This is a genomic window from Nonomuraea sp. NPDC005650 (genome assembly GCF_040605375.1).
In the GTDB taxonomy this organism is placed as follows: domain Bacteria; phylum Actinomycetota; class Actinomycetes; order Streptosporangiales; family Streptosporangiaceae; genus Nonomuraea.
Map to the genome: position 1 here is coordinate 41,777 of NZ_JBEXCR010000035.1, position 19,447 is coordinate 61,223.

17 protein-coding genes and 1 pseudogene are annotated in these 19,447 nt (G+C 71.3%); 8 read left to right on the forward strand and 10 right to left on the reverse strand.

Annotation, left to right across the window (positions count from 1 at the left end; genetic code table 11):
- Nucleotides 1-6 precede the first annotated feature (6 nt).
- Nucleotides 7-351 (forward strand): RNA polymerase-binding protein RbpA, encoded by a 345-nt coding sequence (locus tag ABZS69_RS45645; RefSeq protein ID WP_350739960.1) that lies wholly within the window; start codon nucleotides 7-9, stop codon nucleotides 349-351.
- A 79-nt stretch (nucleotides 352-430) separates the two neighbouring features.
- Here the strand turns inward: ABZS69_RS45645 and ABZS69_RS45650 are convergent, their stop codons facing one another.
- A complete protein-coding gene (locus ABZS69_RS45650) occupies nucleotides 431-2,035 on the reverse strand; it encodes an amidohydrolase (RefSeq protein WP_355384347.1) in 1,605 nt (534 codons plus the stop codon).
- Between the two features lie 194 nt (nucleotides 2,036-2,229).
- On the opposite strand from ABZS69_RS45650, the gene ABZS69_RS45655 reads away from it, so the two are divergent.
- Nucleotides 2,230-3,252 carry a GNAT family N-acetyltransferase gene (locus ABZS69_RS45655; protein ID WP_355384350.1) on the forward strand — a complete coding sequence of 341 codons (1,023 nt, stop codon included), beginning with the start codon at nucleotides 2,230-2,232 and terminating at the stop codon, nucleotides 3,250-3,252.
- Nucleotides 3,253-3,429: 177 nt separating this feature from the next.
- Here the strand turns inward: ABZS69_RS45655 and ABZS69_RS45660 are convergent.
- Nucleotides 3,430-3,846 (reverse strand): annotated as a pseudogene (locus tag ABZS69_RS45660) (Clp protease N-terminal domain-containing protein); the annotation flags it as partial.
- Between the two features lie 72 nt (nucleotides 3,847-3,918).
- Here ABZS69_RS45660 and ABZS69_RS45665 point away from each other — a divergent pair.
- From ABZS69_RS45665 to ABZS69_RS45675, 3 genes are read left to right on the forward strand one after another with little or no spacing between them, the layout of a single operon-like run.
- A complete protein-coding gene (locus ABZS69_RS45665) occupies nucleotides 3,919-4,665 on the forward strand; it encodes a hypothetical protein (RefSeq protein ID WP_355384353.1) in 747 nt (248 codons plus the stop codon).
- Between the two features lie 55 nt (nucleotides 4,666-4,720).
- Entirely contained in the window at nucleotides 4,721-5,590 is an 870-nt protein-coding gene (locus ABZS69_RS45670; protein ID WP_355384356.1) for an oxidoreductase, read from the forward strand.
- Nucleotides 5,591-5,601: 11 nt separating this feature from the next.
- On the forward strand, nucleotides 5,602-6,177 hold the full coding sequence (locus tag ABZS69_RS45675) for a TetR/AcrR family transcriptional regulator (protein WP_355384359.1): 576 nt from the start codon (nucleotides 5,602-5,604) through the stop codon (nucleotides 6,175-6,177).
- On the opposite strand, the gene ABZS69_RS45680 is transcribed toward ABZS69_RS45675, so the two are convergent.
- Nucleotides 6,166-6,912, reverse strand: a complete 747-nt coding sequence (locus ABZS69_RS45680) for a class I SAM-dependent methyltransferase (protein WP_355384362.1) — start codon at nucleotides 6,910-6,912, stop codon at nucleotides 6,166-6,168. The two genes, ABZS69_RS45675 and ABZS69_RS45680, sit on opposite strands and share 12 nt — an antisense overlap.
- Nucleotides 6,913-7,011: 99 nt before the next feature.
- Here ABZS69_RS45680 and add point away from each other — a divergent pair, with 99 nt between their 5' ends.
- On the forward strand, nucleotides 7,012-8,025 hold the full coding sequence (gene add, locus ABZS69_RS45685) for an adenosine deaminase (RefSeq protein ID WP_355384365.1): 1,014 nt from the start codon (nucleotides 7,012-7,014) through the stop codon (nucleotides 8,023-8,025).
- Nucleotides 8,026-8,073: 48 nt separating this feature from the next.
- On the opposite strand, the gene pgl is transcribed toward add, so the two are convergent.
- The 6 genes from pgl to tkt are packed head-to-tail and all read right to left on the reverse strand — an operon-like array spanning nucleotide 8,074 to nucleotide 16,243.
- The gene (pgl, locus tag ABZS69_RS45690; RefSeq protein WP_355384368.1) at nucleotides 8,074-8,847 is read right to left on the reverse strand and encodes a 6-phosphogluconolactonase; all 774 of its coding nucleotides are present in this window, start codon (nucleotides 8,845-8,847) and stop codon (nucleotides 8,074-8,076) included.
- Between the two features lie 33 nt (nucleotides 8,848-8,880).
- A complete protein-coding gene (gene opcA, locus ABZS69_RS45695; RefSeq protein WP_355384370.1) occupies nucleotides 8,881-9,795 on the reverse strand; it encodes a glucose-6-phosphate dehydrogenase assembly protein OpcA in 915 nt (304 codons plus the stop codon).
- On the reverse strand, nucleotides 9,796-11,421 hold the full coding sequence (gene zwf / locus ABZS69_RS45700; protein WP_355384373.1) for a glucose-6-phosphate dehydrogenase: 1,626 nt from the start codon (nucleotides 11,419-11,421) through the stop codon (nucleotides 9,796-9,798). It lies immediately after the preceding gene.
- A gap of 1 nt (nucleotide 11,422) precedes the next feature.
- Nucleotides 11,423-13,036, reverse strand: a complete 1,614-nt coding sequence (locus tag ABZS69_RS45705) for a glucose-6-phosphate isomerase (RefSeq protein WP_355384610.1) — start codon at nucleotides 13,034-13,036, stop codon at nucleotides 11,423-11,425.
- Nucleotides 13,036-14,127, reverse strand: coding sequence for a transaldolase (gene tal / locus ABZS69_RS45710; RefSeq protein WP_355384376.1), 1,092 nt, complete (start codon nucleotides 14,125-14,127; stop codon nucleotides 13,036-13,038). Before tal ends, ABZS69_RS45705 begins: the two co-directional genes overlap by 1 nt.
- Nucleotides 14,128-14,134: 7 nt before the next feature.
- The gene (gene tkt, locus ABZS69_RS45715; RefSeq protein ID WP_355384379.1) at nucleotides 14,135-16,243 is read right to left on the reverse strand and encodes a transketolase; all 2,109 of its coding nucleotides are present in this window, start codon (nucleotides 16,241-16,243) and stop codon (nucleotides 14,135-14,137) included.
- A 248-nt stretch (nucleotides 16,244-16,491) separates the two neighbouring features.
- On the opposite strand from tkt, the gene ABZS69_RS45720 reads away from it, so the two are divergent.
- Entirely contained in the window at nucleotides 16,492-17,436 is a 945-nt protein-coding gene (locus tag ABZS69_RS45720; RefSeq protein ID WP_355384382.1) for a heme o synthase, read from the forward strand.
- Nucleotides 17,437-17,518: 82 nt separating this feature from the next.
- Nucleotides 17,519-18,718 carry a PrsW family intramembrane metalloprotease gene (locus ABZS69_RS45725; RefSeq protein ID WP_355384385.1) on the forward strand — a complete coding sequence of 400 codons (1,200 nt, stop codon included), beginning with the start codon at nucleotides 17,519-17,521 and terminating at the stop codon, nucleotides 18,716-18,718.
- On the opposite strand, the gene ABZS69_RS45730 is transcribed toward ABZS69_RS45725, so the two are convergent.
- Entirely contained in the window at nucleotides 18,685-19,401 is a 717-nt protein-coding gene (locus ABZS69_RS45730) for an ElyC/SanA/YdcF family protein (RefSeq protein ID WP_355384388.1), read from the reverse strand. The two genes, ABZS69_RS45725 and ABZS69_RS45730, sit on opposite strands and share 34 nt — an antisense overlap.
- Nucleotides 19,402-19,447: the final 46 nt, after the last annotated feature.

Genomic DNA, 19,447 nt, shown 5'->3' on the forward strand with positions numbered 1-19,447 from the left:
TCATCCGTGGGTAGTGGCAACGCGATCCGTGGCAGCCGAGTCGGCGCCGGCCCTATGGGGGAGGCCGAGCGCGGCGAGGCAGCTCCGAGAGTGCGGGTCTCGTTCTGGTGCGCCAACATGCACGAGACGCGCCCCAGTTTCGCCAGCGACGCGGCGGTCCCGGAGCATTGGGACTGCCCCCGTTGCGGCCTCCCTGCCGGACAGGACGAGTCGGCCCCGCCTGCCCCACCGAAGAACGAGCCGTACAAGACGCATCTTGCCTATGTGAAGGAGCGCAGGAGCGACAAGGACGGCAAGGCGATCCTCGAGGAGGCACTGGAGCGCCTGAGGAACAACAAGTCCCCCTGGTAGTGGCTGGGTTCGGCGAAAGGGTCTCGGGGCACCGAGGCCCTTTCGCCGTTTCCTAGGCCGCTCAGCCGAGCTCGTGGACTCAGCTCTCGTGGACGGGGTCGCCGTCCACGAACGTCAGGCGCGCCCGCGTCGTCCAGATCTCGCCCGGCGGGAGCTCGAACGGGTCGCGGTCGAGCACCACCAGGTCGGCCGGGCGGCCCGGCTCGACGGCCCCGGCGGGGGAGCGGTTGATCCAGGCCGAGCCCGCCGTGTAGGCGGTCATGGCGGCGGCCAGGTCGATGCGCTGGCCGGGCAGGAACGGGGTCTGCGCGGTCGGGTAGCCGGCGTGGACCGAGCCGCCGGGCTCCGTGCGGTTCACCGCGACGTGCATGCCCTGCAGCGGGTCGGCGTTCGAGACCGGCCAGTCGCTGCCCGCGCAGAAGCGGGTGCCGTGCGCCAGCAGGTCCGCGAACGGATACTGCCACGACGAGCGCGGCTCCCCGAGGTAGGGCAGCGTCAGCTCGTCCATCTGGGCGTGGTGCGTGGCCCACAGCGGCTGCAGGTTGGCCGTGACGCCCAGGGCGGCGAAGCGCGGCACGTCCGACGGCTCGATGATCTGCAGGTGGGCGATGTGGTGGCGGTTGCCGGGGTCCGTGCCCTCGAAGCTGTCCAGGGCCTCGCGCACGGCCCGCTCGCCGATGGCGTGGAAGTGCACCTGGAAGCCGAGCCGGTCCAGCTCGGCGACGTACTCCTTGAGCTTGTACGGGTCCACGTACGACAGGCCCGTGCCGCCGCACAGGCAGTACGGCTCCAGGGTGGCGGCGGTGAAGTTCTCCGTGATGCCGTCCTGCATGATCTTGATCGAGGTGGCCGTGAAGCGGTCGAGGCCCTCGGCGGCGGCACGGCGTTCGACCAGCTCCTCGATCTGGTCGAGGCCGCGCGTCCTGTCCCACCACAGGGCGCCCACCACGCGCGCCCTGAGCCTGCCTGAGCGGGCCGCGGCCAGGTAGGTGGGCAGTTGGTCCTGGGAGCCGGCGTAGGAGCCCACGATGGCGTCCTGCCAGCCGGTGATGCCCAGCGAGAACAGGTGCTTCTGCGCGTCCTCCAGCGCGTCGTCCAGGTCCTGGGCGGTCGGGCGCGGGGTGAGCAGGCCGACCAGGTCCATCGCGCCCTCGTGTAGCACCCCGGTGGGCTCGCCCGCGGCGTCGCGCTCTATGCGGCCGTCGGCCGGGTCCGGCGTGTCCCTCGTGATGCCGGCCAGCCGGAGGGCCCGCGTGTTGACCCAGGCGGCGTGGTGGTCGCGCTGGATGAGGTACGCGGGGCGGTCGAGGAAGTCGAGCTGCTCGCGGTGGGGGAGGCCACCGGGGAACGCCGACATGTCCCACCCGCCGCCATCGATCCACTCTTTAGCCGGATTTTTCGCCGCATAGTCGGCTATCACTGCTATGTACGCGTCAAGGCCGAAATCTTCTGACAAGTCGCACTTCGCGCGTTCGAGGCCCGCCTGGACCGGGTGCATGTGCGCGTCCGTGAAGCCGGGCACCAGCAGGCCGCCGTCCAGATCCACCGTCTCGTGGGACGGCGCCTGGCGGGCCAGCTCGCCCTCCGGCCCCACCGCCGCGATCACGCCGTCGCGCACCAGCACGGCCTCGCCTCGCACGCCGCCCGGGGTGAAGACGCGGCCTCCCCGGAAGAGGATGTTCATGGGGTTCCTTTCTGTGGTGGATCCGGCTCGCGCGCACCGAGCCCGCCGTACATCTTCCCGCCCGGCCCGGTGACCTGCGACAAGCGGGGGTAGGCACCCCCCATATGGTGAAAAATCGCATCATCTCGTGATGAAGTACGCGATGAAACACATCGGTAGCGGTTGCGTAACAGCCGCCCGGCATGCTCGAAGCCATGGGATTCTTGCGCATCCGTACCACGGTGGACGAGCGACCCGGCCGGCTGGCCTCACTGGCCGCGGCCCTGGCGGACAGGGGCGGCAACATCCTCGGCCTCAGCGTGCAGTCCGACGCTGACGGCACGGTCGACGAGTTCGTCGCCGACATCCCCGCCGGCCCCGAGACGGTGCGCGAGGCGCTGGAGGCGGCCGGCGGCCGCCGCGTCCAGGTGGTCCCCGCCACCGCCCACGAGCTGACCGACGAGCCCACCAGGGCGCTGCTGCTGGCCTCCAGGCTGCGTTCGATGCCGTGGCGGCTGCCCGAGCTCCTGGCCGAGCTGCTGCGCGCGGACGATGCCAGGTGGATCTATGGTGAAGCCGTGAGTGATCTTCCCGACCCGACCCAGCTCGTCGTCCCGGTGGCGCCCAGGCGGGCGGTGCGGCTGCGCCGCTCGGAGCTGCCGTTCACGCTGACCGAGGCGGCCAGGGCGGCCTCCTTCGCCAGGCTCGCCCAGCCCGCCGAGGAGGCGAGCGCCGCCGAGCGTGCGATCAAGCTGTCCGACGGCGTGGAGGTCACGGTCAGGCCGCTCACCTCGATCTACCGCGAGGCCGTGCGCGACCTGCACGACAGGTGCTCGCCCGAGTCGCGCAGGTTCCGCTACTTCACCTCGATGCCCGCGCTGCCGGCGCGCACGTTCGACCGGCTGTGTGACAGGAGCAAGGGGCACTCGCTGGTCGCCGGGCACGACGGGCAGGTCGTGGCGATGGCCAACCTCATGTTCACCCCCGACCCGGGCATCGCGGAGATGGCCTTCCTGGTCGAGGACCGCTGGCAGGGGCTCGGGCTGGGCGCGGCGATGGCGAAGATGCTCGTGCGCAACGCCCGCGACCTGGGCTGCGCCGAGGTCAAGGCGACCCTGCTGTCCGACAACGCCAGGATGCGCAGGCTGCTGATCTCCCTGGGCGCCACGCTCGGCTACACCGAGGACCCCGGGGTGATGGAGGGCAGGCTGCCGGTCGGCACGATGGTGTCAGCCTAGGCCCTCTTCGCCCGGCGGCTCCTCCTCCTGCGGCTTGCCGGCCTGGGGCCGGATGCCCAGGTGGCGTTCGATGCGCTCCAGGCTCTCCTCGATGCGGGCGAGCCGCTCGCCCAGCACTGAGCCGCCGGCGAAGAACATCTCGGTGGGGCGCTCCTTGGAGGCGCGGCCCACACGGTCGAGCAGGCGCTGCCGTACGTCCGCCAGGTCCGCGCCCGCGTCCACGAGCGCCTGGGCGGCCAGCCCCTCGCCCTCCCTGATCAGCCCGAGCAGGATGTGCTCGGTGCCGATGTAGTTGTGGCGCAGCTGCAGGGCCTCGCGCAGCGACAGCTCCAGGACCTTCTTGGCGCGCGGCGTGAAGGGGATGTGCCCGCTGGGCGACTTGGCGCCGTGGCCCACCTCGCGCTCGACGAAGGCACGTACGTGGTCGAGCTCCACGCCGCAGCCGTCGAGCACCAGCGAGGCCAGCCCTTCGCCCTCGTGGATCAGCCCGAGCAGGATGTGCTCCGTGCCGATGTAGTTGTGGCTCATCATCCGCGCCTCCTCCTGGGCGAGGACGACGACCCGTCGCGCGCGGTCGGTGAAGCGTTCGAACACAGGGGCCTCCGTTCGACTGCCACTGCCTCCACTATGCGCTACAAACCCGCGGATGTGGGGTATTTGTCCTGTGTGGATCTTGACGAGGTCGCCGGCCGGCTCTATGCGCTGCCGCCGTCCGAGTTCACCGCCGCGCGCACGGCCGAGGCCCGCGCGGCCAAGGACGCGGGTGAGGCGGGGCTCGCCCGCGAGATAGCCGGACTCCGCAGGCCCACGGTGTCCGCCTGGGCCGTGAACCGGGTGGCCCGCGAGCACCCCGGCGAGCTGGCCGAGCTGCTCGACGTGGGCGAGCGGCTGCGCGCGGCCTGGCAGGAGCAGGACGCCGACGCGCTGGCCGAGCTGACCAGGCTCCGGGCCGGCGTCATGGGCAGGGTGGGCAGGCTCGTCAGGCAGGCCGGCGGCCTGTCGCCCGCGGCGGCGGCCGAGGTGGACCGGACGCTGGAGTCCGCCATCGTGGACGCCGACGCGGCCGCGCAGGTGCGCGGCGGCCGCCTGGTCAAGCCGCTCAGCTACAGCGGCTTCGCGCCCGCCCCCGTCCCGCGCGAGCGGCCCGTCAGGCGGGCGCCCCCCGAGGACGAGGCGAGGAAGCGCGCGGAGGCCGAGGCCAGGAGGGCCGAGGAACGCCGGGAGGCCGAGGCCGCGCACCAGGAGTGGCAGGCGGCGCTGGAGTCCGCCGTGCGGGAGCGCGACGAGCGCGCCGGGCGGGTGGCGGAGCTGGAGCGGAAGCTGGCCAAGGCCCGCAAGAGGCTCACCGAGAGCGAGCAGCGGCTGGAGGTCGCCCGGCGTGAGGAGCGTCACGCGCGCCGGAGACTGGGCTAAGGTGGTGTACGAAACGGTTTCGTACACCTGCCGTGAGCCGACCTGAGGAGTGGCGATGAGCGACTGGACCCCCGACTCCATCCCTGACCTGACCGGCAAGACCGCCATCGTGACCGGCGCCAACAGCGGCATCGGCCGGCCCACCGCCCTGGAGCTGGCCAGGCACGGCGCCCGCGTCGTCGTCGCCGCGCGCTCGCCCGAGAAGGGCGAGGCGACCGTCGGGGAGATCCTGCGGGCGGTGCCCGGCGCCCAGGTCGAGTACGGCCGGCTCGACCTCGCGGACCTGGCCTCGATCAGGCGGTTCGCCGAGGGCGTCGACCAGGTGGACCTGCTGGTCAACAACGCGGGCATCGGCCTGATCCCCAGGCGGGAGACCAAGGACGGCTTCGAGATGCAGTTCGGCACCAACCACCTGGGCCACTTCGCGCTCACCGGCCTGCTGCTGCCGCTCCTGCTGGCCGCCCCCGCCGCCCGCGTGGTGAACGTCTCCAGCGACGCGCACAGCGTGGGCAGGATCGACTTCGACGATCTCGCTCTGGAGCGCGGATACAACCGCCTGGGCGCCTACGGACGTTCCAAGCTCGCCAACCTGCTCTTCACCCTGGAGCTCCAGCAGCGCGCTGAGAGGGCCGGTGTGAACCTCATCGGCGTCGCCACCCACCCGGGCACCACCGCCACGAACTTCGTCAAGCTCGGGCCGCTACAGCCCCTCCTGGGCCTGTTCTTCAAGTCGGCGGAGGCCGGGGCGGTGTCCTCGCTCTACGCCGCGACCTCGCCCGACGTCCGCGGCGGCGAGTTCATCGGCCCCACGCTCAAGCGCCTCACGCCGTCGAAGAGAGCGCGCTCGGAAGCGGACGCCAGGCGGCTCTGGGACGTGTCCACGGAACTGACCGGCGTACGATTCGATGAAATCGCCTACAGCTGAAGGACGTGTGCGTGGCTCCACTCGACCCTGACCGTGACAGGGCCATTCTCGACGCCACGATGGAGCTGCTGTCGGAGGTCGGCTACGACCGGATGTCGGTCGACCAGATCGCCAAGCGGGCCAGGGCGAGCAAGGCCACCATCTACCGGCGCTGGGCGGGCAAGCCCGAGCTGGTGGTCGACGTCATCTGCCGGCGCTTCGACATGGACGCGCCCGCGGGCGAGGACACCGGGTCGCTCCGCGGCGACCTGGTCTCCATCTTCCGCGGGCTGTGCCAGACGGTGGAGCGCAAGCACACGCTCGTCATCGGCCTGTCCTCGACGCTGGTGTCCAACCAGGAGCTGGCGCGCACGCTGCGCGCGCACATGCCGACGAAGGACCTCGATGACGTGCAGGCCCTGCTGGAGCGGGCCGCCGAGCGCGGGGAGCTGGCCGGGCCCGTCGACGCCGGGCGGCTCTTCACGCTCGCCGAGGCGCTGGTCTGGCATCGGATGATCTTCGCGGGGCCGCCGTTCGGGCCGGAGTTCGTGGCCGAGTCGGTCGACGGGGTGCTGGTGCCGCTGGTGACCGCCTGGTCAAAGGGCTGACCTGGCGGCGTGCGCCAGGTAGGCGCACACGGGGAAGCCCTCCCGCTCATACGGGGCCGCCAGCCGGGTGTAGCAGGCCCTGATCCGCTCGACGGTCTCCCGCGGCTGCCTCGCGATCATCGCGAACCTGGGCCCGCCCGCCTGCACGACGTCGTCCCACCAGGCGGTGAGGTCGACCTGATGGCGCCAGCGCACCGGCTCGACGGCCGCCGCCTCGAAGCCCGCCGCCTCCAGCAGCTCGGTGAAGCGCCGCGGGGTGTCGTTGCCGGTGAAGGGCCGGGCCGGAGGCTCGTAGGGGACCCCGGCGTCGGCGATGGCGTCGGCGAAGACGTTCGTGGCGGTCATTTCGTCGGACTTCCACCAGGTCAGGGCGATGGTGCCGCCCGGGCGCAGCACGCGGTGGAGCTCCTTGAGCGCACTGGCCGTGTCGGGCACATGATTGATGACGAAATTTCCGGCTATGGCGTCAAACTCCTCGTCGGCGAAGGGCAGATCGGGGAGCGCGGCCCGGCGGATCGTCGCGTACGGGTGGCGGCGGGCGGTCAGCCGCAGCATGCCGGGATCGGCGTCCACGGCCGTGACCTCGGCGCCTAACGCGAGCGCCGCCGCGGTGACCACGCCGGTGCCGCAGCCGACGTCGAGCAGGCGGGGCGCGCACGCCCGGTCGAGGAGGGGGCCGACGGTGTGGGAGCTCAGCTGAGCGAAGCCGCGATCGTACGCTTCGGCGTTGGTCACGGCCCCCACCCTATCCCAGCCCTCTAACCTGACATTCTTGTGTGAGATTCCCCGGTGAAGGCTATTTTTTCAGGAAATATGGCTCGTATGGTCGTCGCCATGACCATCGACGCCTTCATCGACGCGCTCCCCAAGGTCGAGCTCCACGTGCACCTGATCGGCTCGGCCTCGGTCCCCACCGTGCTCGAACTCGCCCGCCGCCACCCCGGCGGCACGGTCCCCACCAGCGAGGAGGAGCTGCGGCGCTTCTACACCTTCCGCGACTTCCCGCACTTCGCCCAGGTGTACCGGGCCGTCAACGCGCTCGTCAGGGAGCCGGAGGACGTGGCGACCCTCGTCCTCGGCCTGGCGCGCGACCTGGCCCCGCAGGGCGCCCGCTACGTGGAACTCCAGGTGACCCCGTACGCGCACCACGTGGTCGGCATGCCCATGCGCGAGGTGACGGAGGCCCTTGACCTGGCCGCGGCCCGTTCGCTGGCCGATCACGGGGTGGAGATGGCGTACATCTTCGACATCCCCGGCGAGTACGGCGAGGAGGCCGCCAAGGTGACGGTGGAGCACGCGCTCCAGGAACCTCCCGCCGCGCTGGTAGGTTTCGGGATCGGCGGCATCGAGCAGGAGCGCCCGAAATATCGGGATGCGTACAGATCTGCGTTCTCGGCCGCCCGCGCGGCCGGCCTCCACAGCGTGCCGCACGGCGGCGAGATGTCCGGCCCCGAGACCATCTGGGAGGTCATCGAGGGCTACGGCGCCGAACGCATCGGCCACGGCATCAACTGCCTCGCCGACCCGCGCCTGGTCGCGTACCTGCGCGACACCCAGCTCCCGCTGGACGTCTGCCCGACCTCGAACGTCTGCACCGGCCAGGTCGCCGACCTCGCCGCGCACCCGCTGCCGAGGATGCTGGAGGAGGGCCTGTACGTGACGCTGAACAGCGACGACCCGCCCATGTTCGCCACGACGCTGGCCGAGGAGTACCGGGCCGCCGCGCGGGCCTTCGGCTTCGGCAAGGCGGAGCTGGCCCAGCTGGCCAGGAACGGCGTCCAGGCGTCGTACCTGACCGAGGAGCGCAAGCGGGCGCTGATCGAGGAGATCGACGACCTCGCCCGGTAGGAACGCCACAGGGCGGGGACCACGTGGCCCCCGCCCTGTGTCCTGCGATCAGGGGGACGAGATGCGCCCCAGCTCCGGCGGGATCTTGCCGGCCGCCGCCCGGTCCAGCAGGAACAGCGTCCGCGCCCGCCCCCTGGCGCCCGAGGCGGGCACCTGGACGTGCCCCGACTCCGACAGCGCCAGCCGCACGGCCCCGGACTTCTCCTCACCGGCCGCCACCACCCAGACCTCGCGCGAGGACTGGATGGCGGGCAGCGTCAGCGAGATGCGGGTCGGCGGCGGTTTCGGCGCGCCGTGGACGGCCACCACCGGGCGCGTGTCGTACAGCGCGGGCATGCCCGGGAACAGCGACGCCACGTGCGAGTCCGGGCCCATGCCGAGCAGCATCACGTCGAAGCCGGGCACGGGGCCGTGGTCCTCCGGCCTGGCCGCCCTGCGCAGCTCGGCCGCGTAGGACTCGGCCGACTCCTCGGCCGTCAGCCCCGCGTCGGGGCCGAGCATGACGTGGACCCGCTCCGGGTCGACGTCCACGTGGTCGAGCAGCGCCTGCCGGGCGCCGGTCTCGTTGCGTTCCTTGTCACCGGAGGGCAGGAAGCGCTCGTCGCCCCACCAGACGTCCAGCCGGCGCCAGTCGACGGCGTCGCGGGCGGGGGTCGCGGCGATCGCCGCCAGCGTGGCGATGCCGACCGTGCCGCCCGTGAGCACGAGCGAGGCCGAGCCCTTGGCCGACTGCACGTCGACCAGCCGGGTGATGATCCGGGCCGCCACGGCCTTGGCCAGGACGTCGGCGTCGCGGTGGACGACCACGCTGGGAACGCTCACAGATACCAGTTTCTCAGCCACTGAGGTCCCAAGTCATCCCTTGTACGTGCGTGCGAACCGCTTGACCGCGGCCTCGTAGGTCTCGTCGGGGTCGAGCCTGCGCAGCTCCTCCGCCATCAGCTCCGCGGTCTGGCGCCGGGTCAGGGCCACGTTCCTGTCGGGCTGGCCCGGCCGCGAGAGCGTGGCCAGGCGGGCGTCGTGCCTGGCCACGACCAGCTCGCCCTCGTTGAGCTGCAGGCGCACGGCCGTCAGCCCGGGGCCGGAGGAGTCGGCGACCTTGATCGGGACTCCGAGCCGCTCCGACAGCCACGCGGCCAGCAGCGGCGCGCTCGGGTTGCCGGGGGAGGCCTCCACCACGCCCTTGCGGACCTTGCCCACCGGCTGGTCGAACGCGGCCGCCAGCAGGCTGCGCCACGGCGTCAGCCGGGCCCAGGCCAGGTCGGTGTCGCCGCGGGCGTACCCCTTGGCCCTGGTCACCAGCGACTTGACGCCGCCGTCGTCGAAGCCCCTGGCGTCGGTGATCCGGCGCTGCGCCAGGGCGCCGACCGCGTCCTTGGACGGGGCGTCCGGCGCCGCGCCCGGCCACCACACCACGACCGGGGTGTCGGGCAGCAGCAGCGGGCTGACCACGGAGTCGGCGTGCTGGGTCAGCTCGCCGTACAGGCGCAGGACCACGACCTCGCCCGGCGTGGACTCGCCGATGCGCAGCTCGGCGTCCAGCCTGATCGGCTCGTCGGGCTCGCGGCTGATCACGACGATGATGCGCGACGGGTGCTCGCGGGCCGCGTCGGTGGCCGCGCGCAGCGCGTCGTACTGGTGGCGCTCCTCGCAGACCACCACGAGCGTCAGAACCATGCCGATGGCGGGCGCGCCCATCTGGTGGCGCAGATGCGTGAACTGCGCCGAGATCTTCCCAGCCGTCGTGTCCGACAGCATGAAGGTGGTCACTTAGAGTCTCCTCCAGACGCGGCCGTCGCGGGCCATCATCGCGTCGGCCGACGGCGGCCCCCACGAGCCGGACTCGTAAGGCTCGGGCTGGCCCTGCGTGGCCCAGAACTCCTCGATCGGGTCGAGGATCTTCCACGACAGCTCGACCTCCCGCTGGTGCGGGAAGAGCGGCGGGTCGCCGATCATCACGTCGAGCAGCAGCCGCTCGTACGCCTCCGGCGACGACTCCAGGAACGACTCGCCGTAGGCGAAGTCCATGGAGACGTCGCGCACCTCCATGGCGGTCCCCGGCACCTTCGAGCCGAACCGCACGGTGATGCCCTCGTCCGGCTGGACCCGCACCACCAGCGCGTTCTGGCCCAGGATCTCGGTGTCGTCCTTGCTGAACGGCAGGTGCGGCGCCCGCTGGAACACCACGGCCACCTCCGTCACGCGACGGCCCAGCCGCTTGCCGGTGCGCAGGTAGAACGGCACGCCGGCCCACCGCCGGTTGGCGATCTCCAGCTTGACGGCCGCGTACGTCTCGGTCGTGGACTCGGGCGAGATGCCGTCCTCCTGCAGGTAGCCGACCACCTTCTCGCCGCCCTGCCAGCCGGCGGAGTACTGGCCGCGCGCCGTGTTCAGCGCCAGGTTGGCCGGCAGCCGCACGGCCTTGAGCACCTTCTCCTTCTCCCGCCGCAGCGCCGAGGCGTCGAACGAGGTCGGGTCCTCCATGGCGACCAGCGCGAGGAGCTGGAGCAGGTGGTTCTGGATCACGTCGCGGGCCGCGCCGATGCCGTCGTAGTAGCCGGCCCGGCCGCCGATGCCGATGTCCTCGGCCATCGTGATCTGCACGTGGTCGACGAAGCCGCGGTTCCAGATGGGCTCGTAGAGGTTGTTGGCGAACCGCAGCGCCATGATGTTCTGGACGGTCTCCTTGCCCAGGTAGTGGTCGATCCGGAAGATCGAGCTCTCCGGGAAGGCCGAGGTGGTGATCTCGTTCAGCTCGTGGGCCGACTTGAGGTCGTGCCCGAACGGCTTCTCGATGACCACCCGGCGCCACGACCCCTCGGGGGCGTCGGCCAGCCCGGTGCGCTTGAGCTGCTCCACCACCACGGGGAAGAACTTCGGCGGCACCGACAGGTAGAACGCGTAGTTTCCGCCCGTGCCCCGGGTCTCGTCGATCTCCGCCAGCGCCATGGCCAGCGCGTCGAACGCCCCGTCGTCGGAGAACTCACCTGGCACGAAATGGATGCCCTCGCGGATCTGCTTCCAGACCTCCTCGCGGAAGGGCGTCCTGGCGTGCGCCTTGACGGCGTCGTGCGTCAACTGGGCGAAATCCTGGTCCTTCCAATCGCGCCGGGCGAAGCCGACCAGCGAGAAGCCGGGCGGCAGCAGCCCCCGGTTGCCGAGGTCGTAAATCGCCGGCAACAGCTTGCGCTTGGCCAGGTCACCCGTCACGCCGAACAACACCATCACGCACGGTCCCGCAACCCGCGGCAGCCGCTTGTCGCGCGGATCGCGCAGCGGGTTGGCGGCGGCCACCTCCTCGGTGGTGGCGGTGCCCGCGGCTGTGGTGGCCACAGTGGCCGCCATCGTGTTGTCGACAGCGACGGCCTCCTCCGCGGGTGCTGCCGGGTCAGTCATCTCAAGCCTCCTGTGCTGCTGCGAGCAAACGCGCGACACCCGCCGCGCGATCGGTCAAATGCAGGCGTACGGCGGGCCGTCCGCGGGTCTCCAGCGCCCCCAGGTCGCCGAGCGCCTGGGCCAGCTGGAGCCGCCCCAGCGTGTACGGCCGGCCGGGGACCGGCACGTCCTCGGCCACCGCCCCGGTGATCTGCAGGAACACCCCGTTCTGCGGCCCGCCCTTGTGGTACTGCCCCGTCGAGTGCAGGAAGCGCGGCCCCCACCCGAACGTCACCGGCCGGTCGGTACGCAGCGCGAGCAGCGCCCGCAGCGTCGCCGGATCGGCCATCATCCAGGCGTCGGTCATCTGCTCGAAGTCGGCCCCGTCGGGCACCGGGGCGTCGAACGCCGCCATCCGGTCCAGAAAGGCCGTGATCGCCAGATAGCCGCCCGCCGGGATCACGTTCAGCAGCTCGGAGAACACCCCGGGCAGGTCCTTGGCCGTGACCGCGCCGTACACCTCGACGGGCCCGTCCACGAACGCGGGCGCCCCGGCCGGCAGGTCCGGCAGGGCCAGCAGCGCCGCGGTGTTCTCCTTCGACTCGGCCACGTTCGGCTGGTCGAACGGGTTGATCTCCAGGAGCAGCCCCGCGACGGCGGTGGCGTACTCCCAGACCAGGAACTGCGCGCCCAGCGGGCCGTCCACGCGCACGTCCCCGACGTCGGTCTCGATGGCGACGACCAGCTCGTCGCCGCTCTCGTGGGGGTCGGCCCCCACGACGGGCAGGATGCCCCTGCCCGCCTTGCCGGTGGACTCGGCCACGAGCTGCTCGATCCAGTCGGGCAGCCCGGTGATGGCCGAGAGCTGGTCCTCCAGCAGCAGCTTGTCGCGTCCGGCCAGCGCCGCGCCGCCGAGCGCGGCCCCCAGGTCGAGCCCGGGGTTGCCGCTGTCGAGCGACAGCAGCGGCAGCACCTCGGCGGCCTCGTCCAGCAGCCGCGCCACGTCGGCGCCCGCCAGCGCGCTGGGCACCAGCCCGAACGCCGACAGCGCCGAGAAGCGGCCGCCGACGTCCGGCTGGGCGAGCACGAGGTCGTAGCCGGCGGCCACGGCCCGCTTCTCCAGCGGCGAGCCCGGGTCGGTGACGACCACGACGCGGCCGGCGGGCGCCAGGCCGGCGTCCTCGAACAGCCGCTCGTAGATCCGCAGCAGGGAATCGGTCTCCACGGTCGAGCCGCTCTTGCCGGACACGACCACGACCGTGGCGTCGAGCTGCTCGGTCAGCGCGCGCCGCACTTGCCCGGGGTCGGTCGTGTCCAGCACGGTGAGCGGCACGTCGGCGGTGGCGCAGATGACCTCCGCCGCCAGCGACGAGCCGCCCATCCCGGCCAGCACCACGTTCGTCAGGCCCGCGGCGCGGGCCCGCTCCACGAGCCCGCCCAGCACGGGCAGCAGCTCGGGAGAGTAGCGGGGCAGGGTCAGCCAGCCGAGCCTGACCGCCGCCTCCGCCTCGGCGTCCTCACCCCACAGCGTGGGGTCGCCGGCGGCGAGCCGCGCGGGCACGCCGTCGGCGACGAGGCGCCCCGCGACGGAGGAAGCGGCCGAGGCCACCCCCTCCTCGCGGTAGGAAACCTCCATCACGGAACCAGGTTCTTGGTGACGCTCTCGAGCAGCTCGTTCCAGGACGCCTCGAACTTCTCGACGCCCTCGTCCTCCAGCACCTTCACGACGTCGTCGTAGTCGATGCCGGCCTCCTTGAGCGCGGCCATGGTGTTCCAGGCCTGCTCGTAGAAGGGGCGCACCGTGTCGCCGGTGACGTTGGCGTGGTCGGCCACCGAGTCGAGCGTCTTCTCCGGCATCGTGTTGACGGTGCCGGGGGCGACGAGCTGGTCGACGTACATGGTGTCGGAATAGTCGGGGTTCTTGACGCCGGTAGAGGCCCACAGCGGCCGCTGCGGACGGGCGCCCGCCGCGCGCAGGCGCTGCCAGCGCTCGGAGTTCATCACGTCCTCGTACGCCGCGTAGGCCAGGCGCGCGTTGGCGATGCCCGCCTTGCCCTTCAGCTCCGGCTTGCCCAGCTTGTCGAGCCGCTTGTCGATCTCGGTGTCGACGCGGCTGACGAAGAACGAGGCCACCGACTCGATCGAGGCCAGGTTGAGGCCCTTGGCCTGCGCCGCCTCGAGGCCGGCGAGCCAGGCGTCCATGACCGCGCGGTAACGCTCCAGGGAGAAGATCAGCGTGACGTTGACGCTGATGCCCTCCGAGATCGCCTGCGTGATCGCGGGCAGCCCCTCGACCGTGGCCGGGATCTTGATGAACAGGTTGGGCCTGTCGACCGTCCACCACAGCGCCCGGGCCTCGGCGACCGTCTTCTCGGTCTCGCGGGCCAGGCGCGGGTCCACCTCCAGCGACACGCGGCCGTCCACGCCGTCGGAGGCGTCGAAGACGGGGCGCAGCACGTCGGCGGCCCAGCGGATGTCGTACGTGGTGATGGCGCGCACGGCCTCGCCCACGTCCACGCCGCGTACGGCGAGGTCGTGGAGCTGGGCGGCGTACGCGTCACCCTTGCTGAGCGCGTTGGCGAAGATCGTCGGGTTGGAGGTCACCCCGACGACGTTCTTCTCGCGGATCAGCTGTTCGAGGTTGCCGGTGCGCAGGCGCTCACGGCTGATGTCGTCGAGCCAGATGGCAACGCCCTGGCCGGACAGCTTCTTGAGGATCTCGCTCATCTTTTCTTCAGTTTCCCGTCGTCTCGCCCTTTTCCTGACCCAGCTTGGCCAGGCTCGCATGTGCCGCCGCCGCGACGCGCTCGGCCGTCAGTCCGAACAACTCGTACAAAGTCTTGTACGGCGCGGACGCACCAAAGTGTTCGAGACCGACCACTTCGCCGCATTCGCCGACGAACTCGTGCCAGCCGAGCGCGATGCCGGCTTCGACCGCGACGCGAGCCCGGTTCGACGAAGGCAGAACCGTCTGCCTATATGCGATGTCCTGCCCCTTGAACCATTCGACACACGGCATCGACACGACCCGCGTCGGGATGCCCTTGGCCTCCAGCAGCTCGCGGCCCTCCAGCGCGATCTCCACCTCGCTGCCGGTGGCGATGAGGATGACCTTGGGCTGGCCGTCGGAGGCCTCGCGCAGGATGTAGCCGCCGCGCGCCACGCCCTCGGCGTTGGTGCCCTCGAAGACCGGCAGGTTCTGCCTGGTCAGGGCCAGGGCGGCGGGCCGGTCGGTGTGCTTGAGCACGGTCTTCCAGGCGTAGGCGGTCTCGTTGGCGTCGGCCGGGCGCACCACGTCGAGGCCGGGGATCGCGCGCAGCGCCCACAGGTGCTCGATCGGCTGGTGGGTGGGGCCGTCCTCGCCGAGGCCGATCGAGTCGTGCGTCCACACGTACGTGACCGGCAGCTTCATCAGCGCGGCCAGGCGCACCGACGGGCGCATGTAGTCGGAGAAGACCAGGAAGGTGCCGCCGTACGGGCGGGTGCCGCCGTGCAGGGCGATGCCGTTGAGAATGGCGCCCATGGCGTGCTCGCGGATGCCGAAGTGCAGCGTGCGGCCGTAGCGGTTGCCGGGGAACTCCTTGGTCTGGAACTCCTCGGGGATGAAGGACGGCTCGCCCTTCATCGTGGTGTTGTTCGACTCCGCGAGGTCGGCCGAGCCGCCCCACAGCTCGGGCAGCACCGGCGCCAGCGCGCTGAGCACCTCGCCGGAGGCCTTGCGGGTCGAGATCGACGCGCCCGTCTCGAACGACGGCAGCGCCTTGGCCCAGCCGTTGGGCAGCTCGCGCTGGGAGATGCGGTCGAACTCCGCGGCCCGCTCGGGGTTGGCCAGCCGCCACTCGGCGTAGCCCTTGTCCCACTCGGAGTGCTCGGTGCGGCCGCGCTGGGCGATGCCCCGGGCGTGCTCCAGCACCGCGGCCGGGACGTCGAACGTCTTGGCCGGGTCCATGCCGAGGACTTCCTTGGTGGCGGCGACCTCCGCCTCGCCCAGGGCCGAGCCGTGGATCTTGCCGGTGTTCTTCTTGTTCGGGGCCGGCCAGCCGATGATCGTGCGCAGCCGGATGAACGACGGCCGGTCGGTCTCCGCCTTGGCGGCCTGCAGCGCGTCGTAGAGCGCCTGGACGTCCTCGGCGTACTCGCCGCCCTCGGTCCAGTCGACGCTCTCGGTGTGCCAGCCGTAGGCCTCGTAGCGCTTGACCACGTCCTCGGACTTGGCGATCAGCGTGTCGTCCTCGATGGAGATGTGGTTGTCGTCCCACACGACGATGAGGTTGCCCAGCTTCTGGTGCCCGGCCAGGGAGCTGGCCTCGTGGCTGATGCCCTCCTCGATGTCGCCGTCGCTGACGAAGCACCAGATGTGGTGGTCGAACGGCGAGTTGCCGGCCTCGGCGTCGGGGTCGAACAGGCCGCGCTCGCGGCGGGCCGCCATCGCCATGCCGACCGCGTTGCCCAGGCCCTGGCCGAGCGGGCCCGTCGTGGTCTCCACGCCCGCGGTGTGCCCGTACTCGGGGTGACCGGGCGTCAGGCTGTCCCACTGGCGCAGCCGGCGCAGGTCGTCGAGCGTCAGGCCGTAGCCGGACAGATAGAGCTGGATGTAGAGCGTCAGGCTGGAGTGGCCGCAGGACAGCACGAAACGGTCGCGGCCGGCCCACTTGGGATCGGTCGGGTCGTGGCGCATCACACGCTGGAACAGCAGGTATGCGGCGGGAGCCAGGCTCATGGCGGTGCCGGGGTGACCCGAGCCCGCCTTCTCCACTGCGTCCATGGCCAGGGCTCGAACGACGTCGACCGCCTGCTTGTCCAGGTCGGTCCATTCGAGGGCTGGCACGAGTTCGGTGCTCAAGTGCTCGATCTCCGGAATCTAGTTGTCATTGATTGGCTATCCCGCCCACACGGGACCCTAACCGAGTGGAGCTGGCGATCGATTCCCATTCCACCCGCACGCGTCCATGTGCGGCGCAAGCCCCCCATTGGCCGGACCGGCCGCCCCTGCGACTACAGTTTGTTTGTTCGCAGGGGCGCCACGGCGCCCACCCATGGATCCGCTCTAATCAGAGGTTACGCGTTGACTCCGCACAGGCTGGAAGCGCCTTGACGGTGCTGACCAACAGGCAGGCGACGGCCCGATCTCCGCAGGTGGAGGGGCCGCGCTCGATCGGCATGATCGTCAAGGCCTACATCGCGCTCACCAAGCCGCGGATCATCGAGCTCCTGCTGATCACGACACTGCCGGTGATGTTCCTCGCGGCCGGCGGCCTGCCGCCGCTGTGGACGTCGATCTCGGTCATGGTGTTCGGCACCCTATCGGCGGGCAGCGCCAACGCGCTCAACTGCTACGTGGATCGCGACATCGACCAGAAGATGCGCCGCACCCGCCGCCGGCCGCTGGCCAGGCACCAGGTGTCGCCGCGCGGCGCGCTGATCTTCGGGATCGTGCTCGGCGTGCTGTCCCTGGTGGGCCTCTGGGTGACCACCAACTGGCTGGCCGCGATGCTGTCCACCGGGGCGATCCTGTTCTACGTGCTCGTCTACTCGATGATCCTCAAGCGCCGCACGGCCCAGAACATCGTGTGGGGCGGCATCGCGGGCTGCATGCCGGTGATGATCGGCTGGGCGGGCATCACCGAGCGGCTCGACTGGGCGCCGCTGGTGCTGTTCGGGGTGGTGTTCTTCTGGACGCCGCCGCACACCTGGACGCTGGCCATGCGCTACAAGGAGGACTACGCGGCGGCCAAGGTGCCCATGCTGCCCGTCGTGGCCACCGAGCGGCGGGTGATCCTGGAGTCGATCGCCTACACCTGGGCGACCGTGCTGTGCTCGCTGGCGCTGTGGCCGGTGGCCGGCACCACGCTGTTCTACCCGATCGTGGCGGCCGTCCTCGGCGCCATGTGCCTGTGGGAGGTCCACCGCCTGCTGGCCCGGCTCAACGCCGGCAAGAGCGGCGTCGACCTGCGCCCCATGCGCTTCTTCCACTGGTCCAACGCCTATCTGGCGCTGCTGTTCCTGGCCGTGGCCATCGACCCGCTGCTGGCCTGAGTGCCGCGCGGACCCGTGTCCGGAGGGTGACGCTGTCTTGACCGGCACGGACCCCGGCCCTCTGATCCGTTAAAGTCACCGTATGGCGACCCGTGATCCACGCTGGGTGTTGAAGGACCGCCCGTCGTTCGCGTTGATCATCGGGCTGGTCCTCACCGGCGTATGCGCTCTGGTCTCGTTCTCCTTCGACGTGATCAACGGCGCTCCCGTGCAGTTCTTCATCGCGCTCGTGCTGGCGCTCGCGCCGGTGCCGCTGCTGCTGGCGGCGGTGCTGGCGCTCGACCGGATGGAGCCGGAGCCGCGCAGCAACCTGGTCTTCGCCTTCGCGTGGGGCGCGGGCGTCGCGGTGCTGGTCGCCGGTCTGATCAACTACCTCAACCTGCACTACATCATCGACACCGCCAAGCTGTCGGAGGCCAGCGCCCGCAACGTCGCGGCCACCTTCGGCGCGCCCGTGGTGGAGGAGACGATGAAGGGGCTGGTGCTGCTCGGGCTGCTCAGGTTCCGCCGGGCCGAGCTCGACGGGCCCACCGACGGCATCATCTACGCCAGCATGGTCGGCCTCGGCTTCGCCATGAGCGAGAACGTCAGCTACTACCTCTCCGCGCTGTCCAACTCCGGCGTCAAGGGGCTGGCGGTCACCGTCGTGCTGCGCGGGGTCCTGTCGCCGCTGGCCCACCCGTTGTTCAGCTCCATGATCGGCGTCGCCGTCGCCTACGCCGCCCGGCGCAGCGGCCCCGAGCGGGTCTTCTACATCCTGGCGGGCTGGGCGGGCGCGATGATCCTGCACGGCCTGTGGAACGGCCTGGCCTCCTACGGCGGCTTCCCCGGGCTCGTGGTGGCCTACCTGACGCTGCTGGCCGTGCTGATCGTGCTCGTCGGCGTGGTGTTCAAGGACCGGCGGCGCATCGTGGCCCTCATCCAGCGCTACCTGCCGCCGTACGAGCCGACCAAGCTGGTCACCCAGGCCGACATCTACATGCTGTCGACGTTCCCCAGGAGGCGCCAGGCCAGGCAGTGGGCCAAGGCCCACGGCGGCAAGCGCGGGCTGCGCGCCATGCGCGACTACCAGCTGGCCGCCACCGAGCTGGGGCTGCTGCACGAGCGGGCGGCCCGCCGCATGGTCGACGACCAGAGCTTCCACGAGGAGCAGCGGGCGCTGCTGGAGTGCATGAGCACGGCCCGGGCGGACTTCCCGGTGCCGACGGCGCACGCCAGGTCGGTCGCGCGGGGCACCCCGCCGCCCGGCTACGCCCCGGGCGCGCCCGGCGCGCCCGGCTGACCCAGGATGTTCGTCAGGGAGACCTCGCGCGGGCCGGGGAAGACCGGGTCGGAGTGCAGCACCATCGCGTCGGCGAACGCCTTGGCGGTGGCGAGCAGCTCGCGGGTGGCGTAGGCGTAGGTGGTCGGGGCGAAGTCCCTGGTCGAGTCGTCACCCACCCCGAACGCCTCCAGGCCGGCCGTCCGGCACAGCGTCACGGCCCTGGGCAGGTGAAACTCCTGCGTCACGACCGTCACCTGCCGCGCCCCGAACACCTTGCGCGCCCGCACGCACGAGTCCCACGTGTCGAACCCCGCGTAGTCCAGCACGATCACCCGGTCCGGCACGCCCCTGCGGAGCAGGTAGTCGCGCATGGCCGTCGGCTCGTCGTACTCCTTGCGGCTGTTGTCGCCCGACAGCAGCAGCGCCCGTACCTTGCCCGACCGGTAGAGCTCGGCGGCGATGTCGAGCCGGTGGGCCAGCATCGGCGTGGGCTGCGTGCCGTACAGGCCCGCGCCCAGCACCAGCGCGGCCTGCGCCGTGGGCACGCGCCCGAGCCAGTCGCTCCCCACGGCCGTCACCCGATGGGTCGAGCTGCCGAGCCAGGCCCAGGTCATCGGTGCCAGCGAGAGCACGCTGACCAGCACCAGCGCCTGGTACGCGCGTCGCAGGGCCTTCCGAGTGGGGCGGACTTTCAGTGACAAATCACACCCTCCAGGGAGTGGGGGAGTGGCGGACGCATCCCCTCAT

What these genes read in the sequence shown, in the direction of transcription:
- ABZS69_RS45705 (WP_355384610.1), bottom strand. Translation starts at nt 13,036, where the DNA reads ATGGAGGTTTCCTACCGCGAGGAGGGGGTGGCCTCGGCCGCTTCCTCC.
- add (WP_355384365.1), top strand. Translation starts at nt 7,012, where the DNA reads ATGACCATCGACGCCTTCATCGACGCGCTCCCCAAGGTCGAGCTCCAC.
- zwf (WP_355384373.1), bottom strand. Translation starts at nt 11,421, where the DNA reads ATGACTGACCCGGCAGCACCCGCGGAGGAGGCCGTCGCTGTCGACAAC.
- ABZS69_RS45655 (WP_355384350.1), top strand. Translation starts at nt 2,230, where the DNA reads ATGGGATTCTTGCGCATCCGTACCACGGTGGACGAGCGACCCGGCCGG.
- ABZS69_RS45725 (WP_355384385.1), top strand. Translation starts at nt 17,519, where the DNA reads ATGGCGACCCGTGATCCACGCTGGGTGTTGAAGGACCGCCCGTCGTTC.
- ABZS69_RS45650 (WP_355384347.1), bottom strand. Translation starts at nt 2,035, where the DNA reads ATGAACATCCTCTTCCGGGGAGGCCGCGTCTTCACCCCGGGCGGCGTG.
- tal (WP_355384376.1), bottom strand. Translation starts at nt 14,127, where the DNA reads ATGAGCGAGATCCTCAAGAAGCTGTCCGGCCAGGGCGTTGCCATCTGG.
- ABZS69_RS45670 (WP_355384356.1), top strand. Translation starts at nt 4,721, where the DNA reads ATGAGCGACTGGACCCCCGACTCCATCCCTGACCTGACCGGCAAGACC.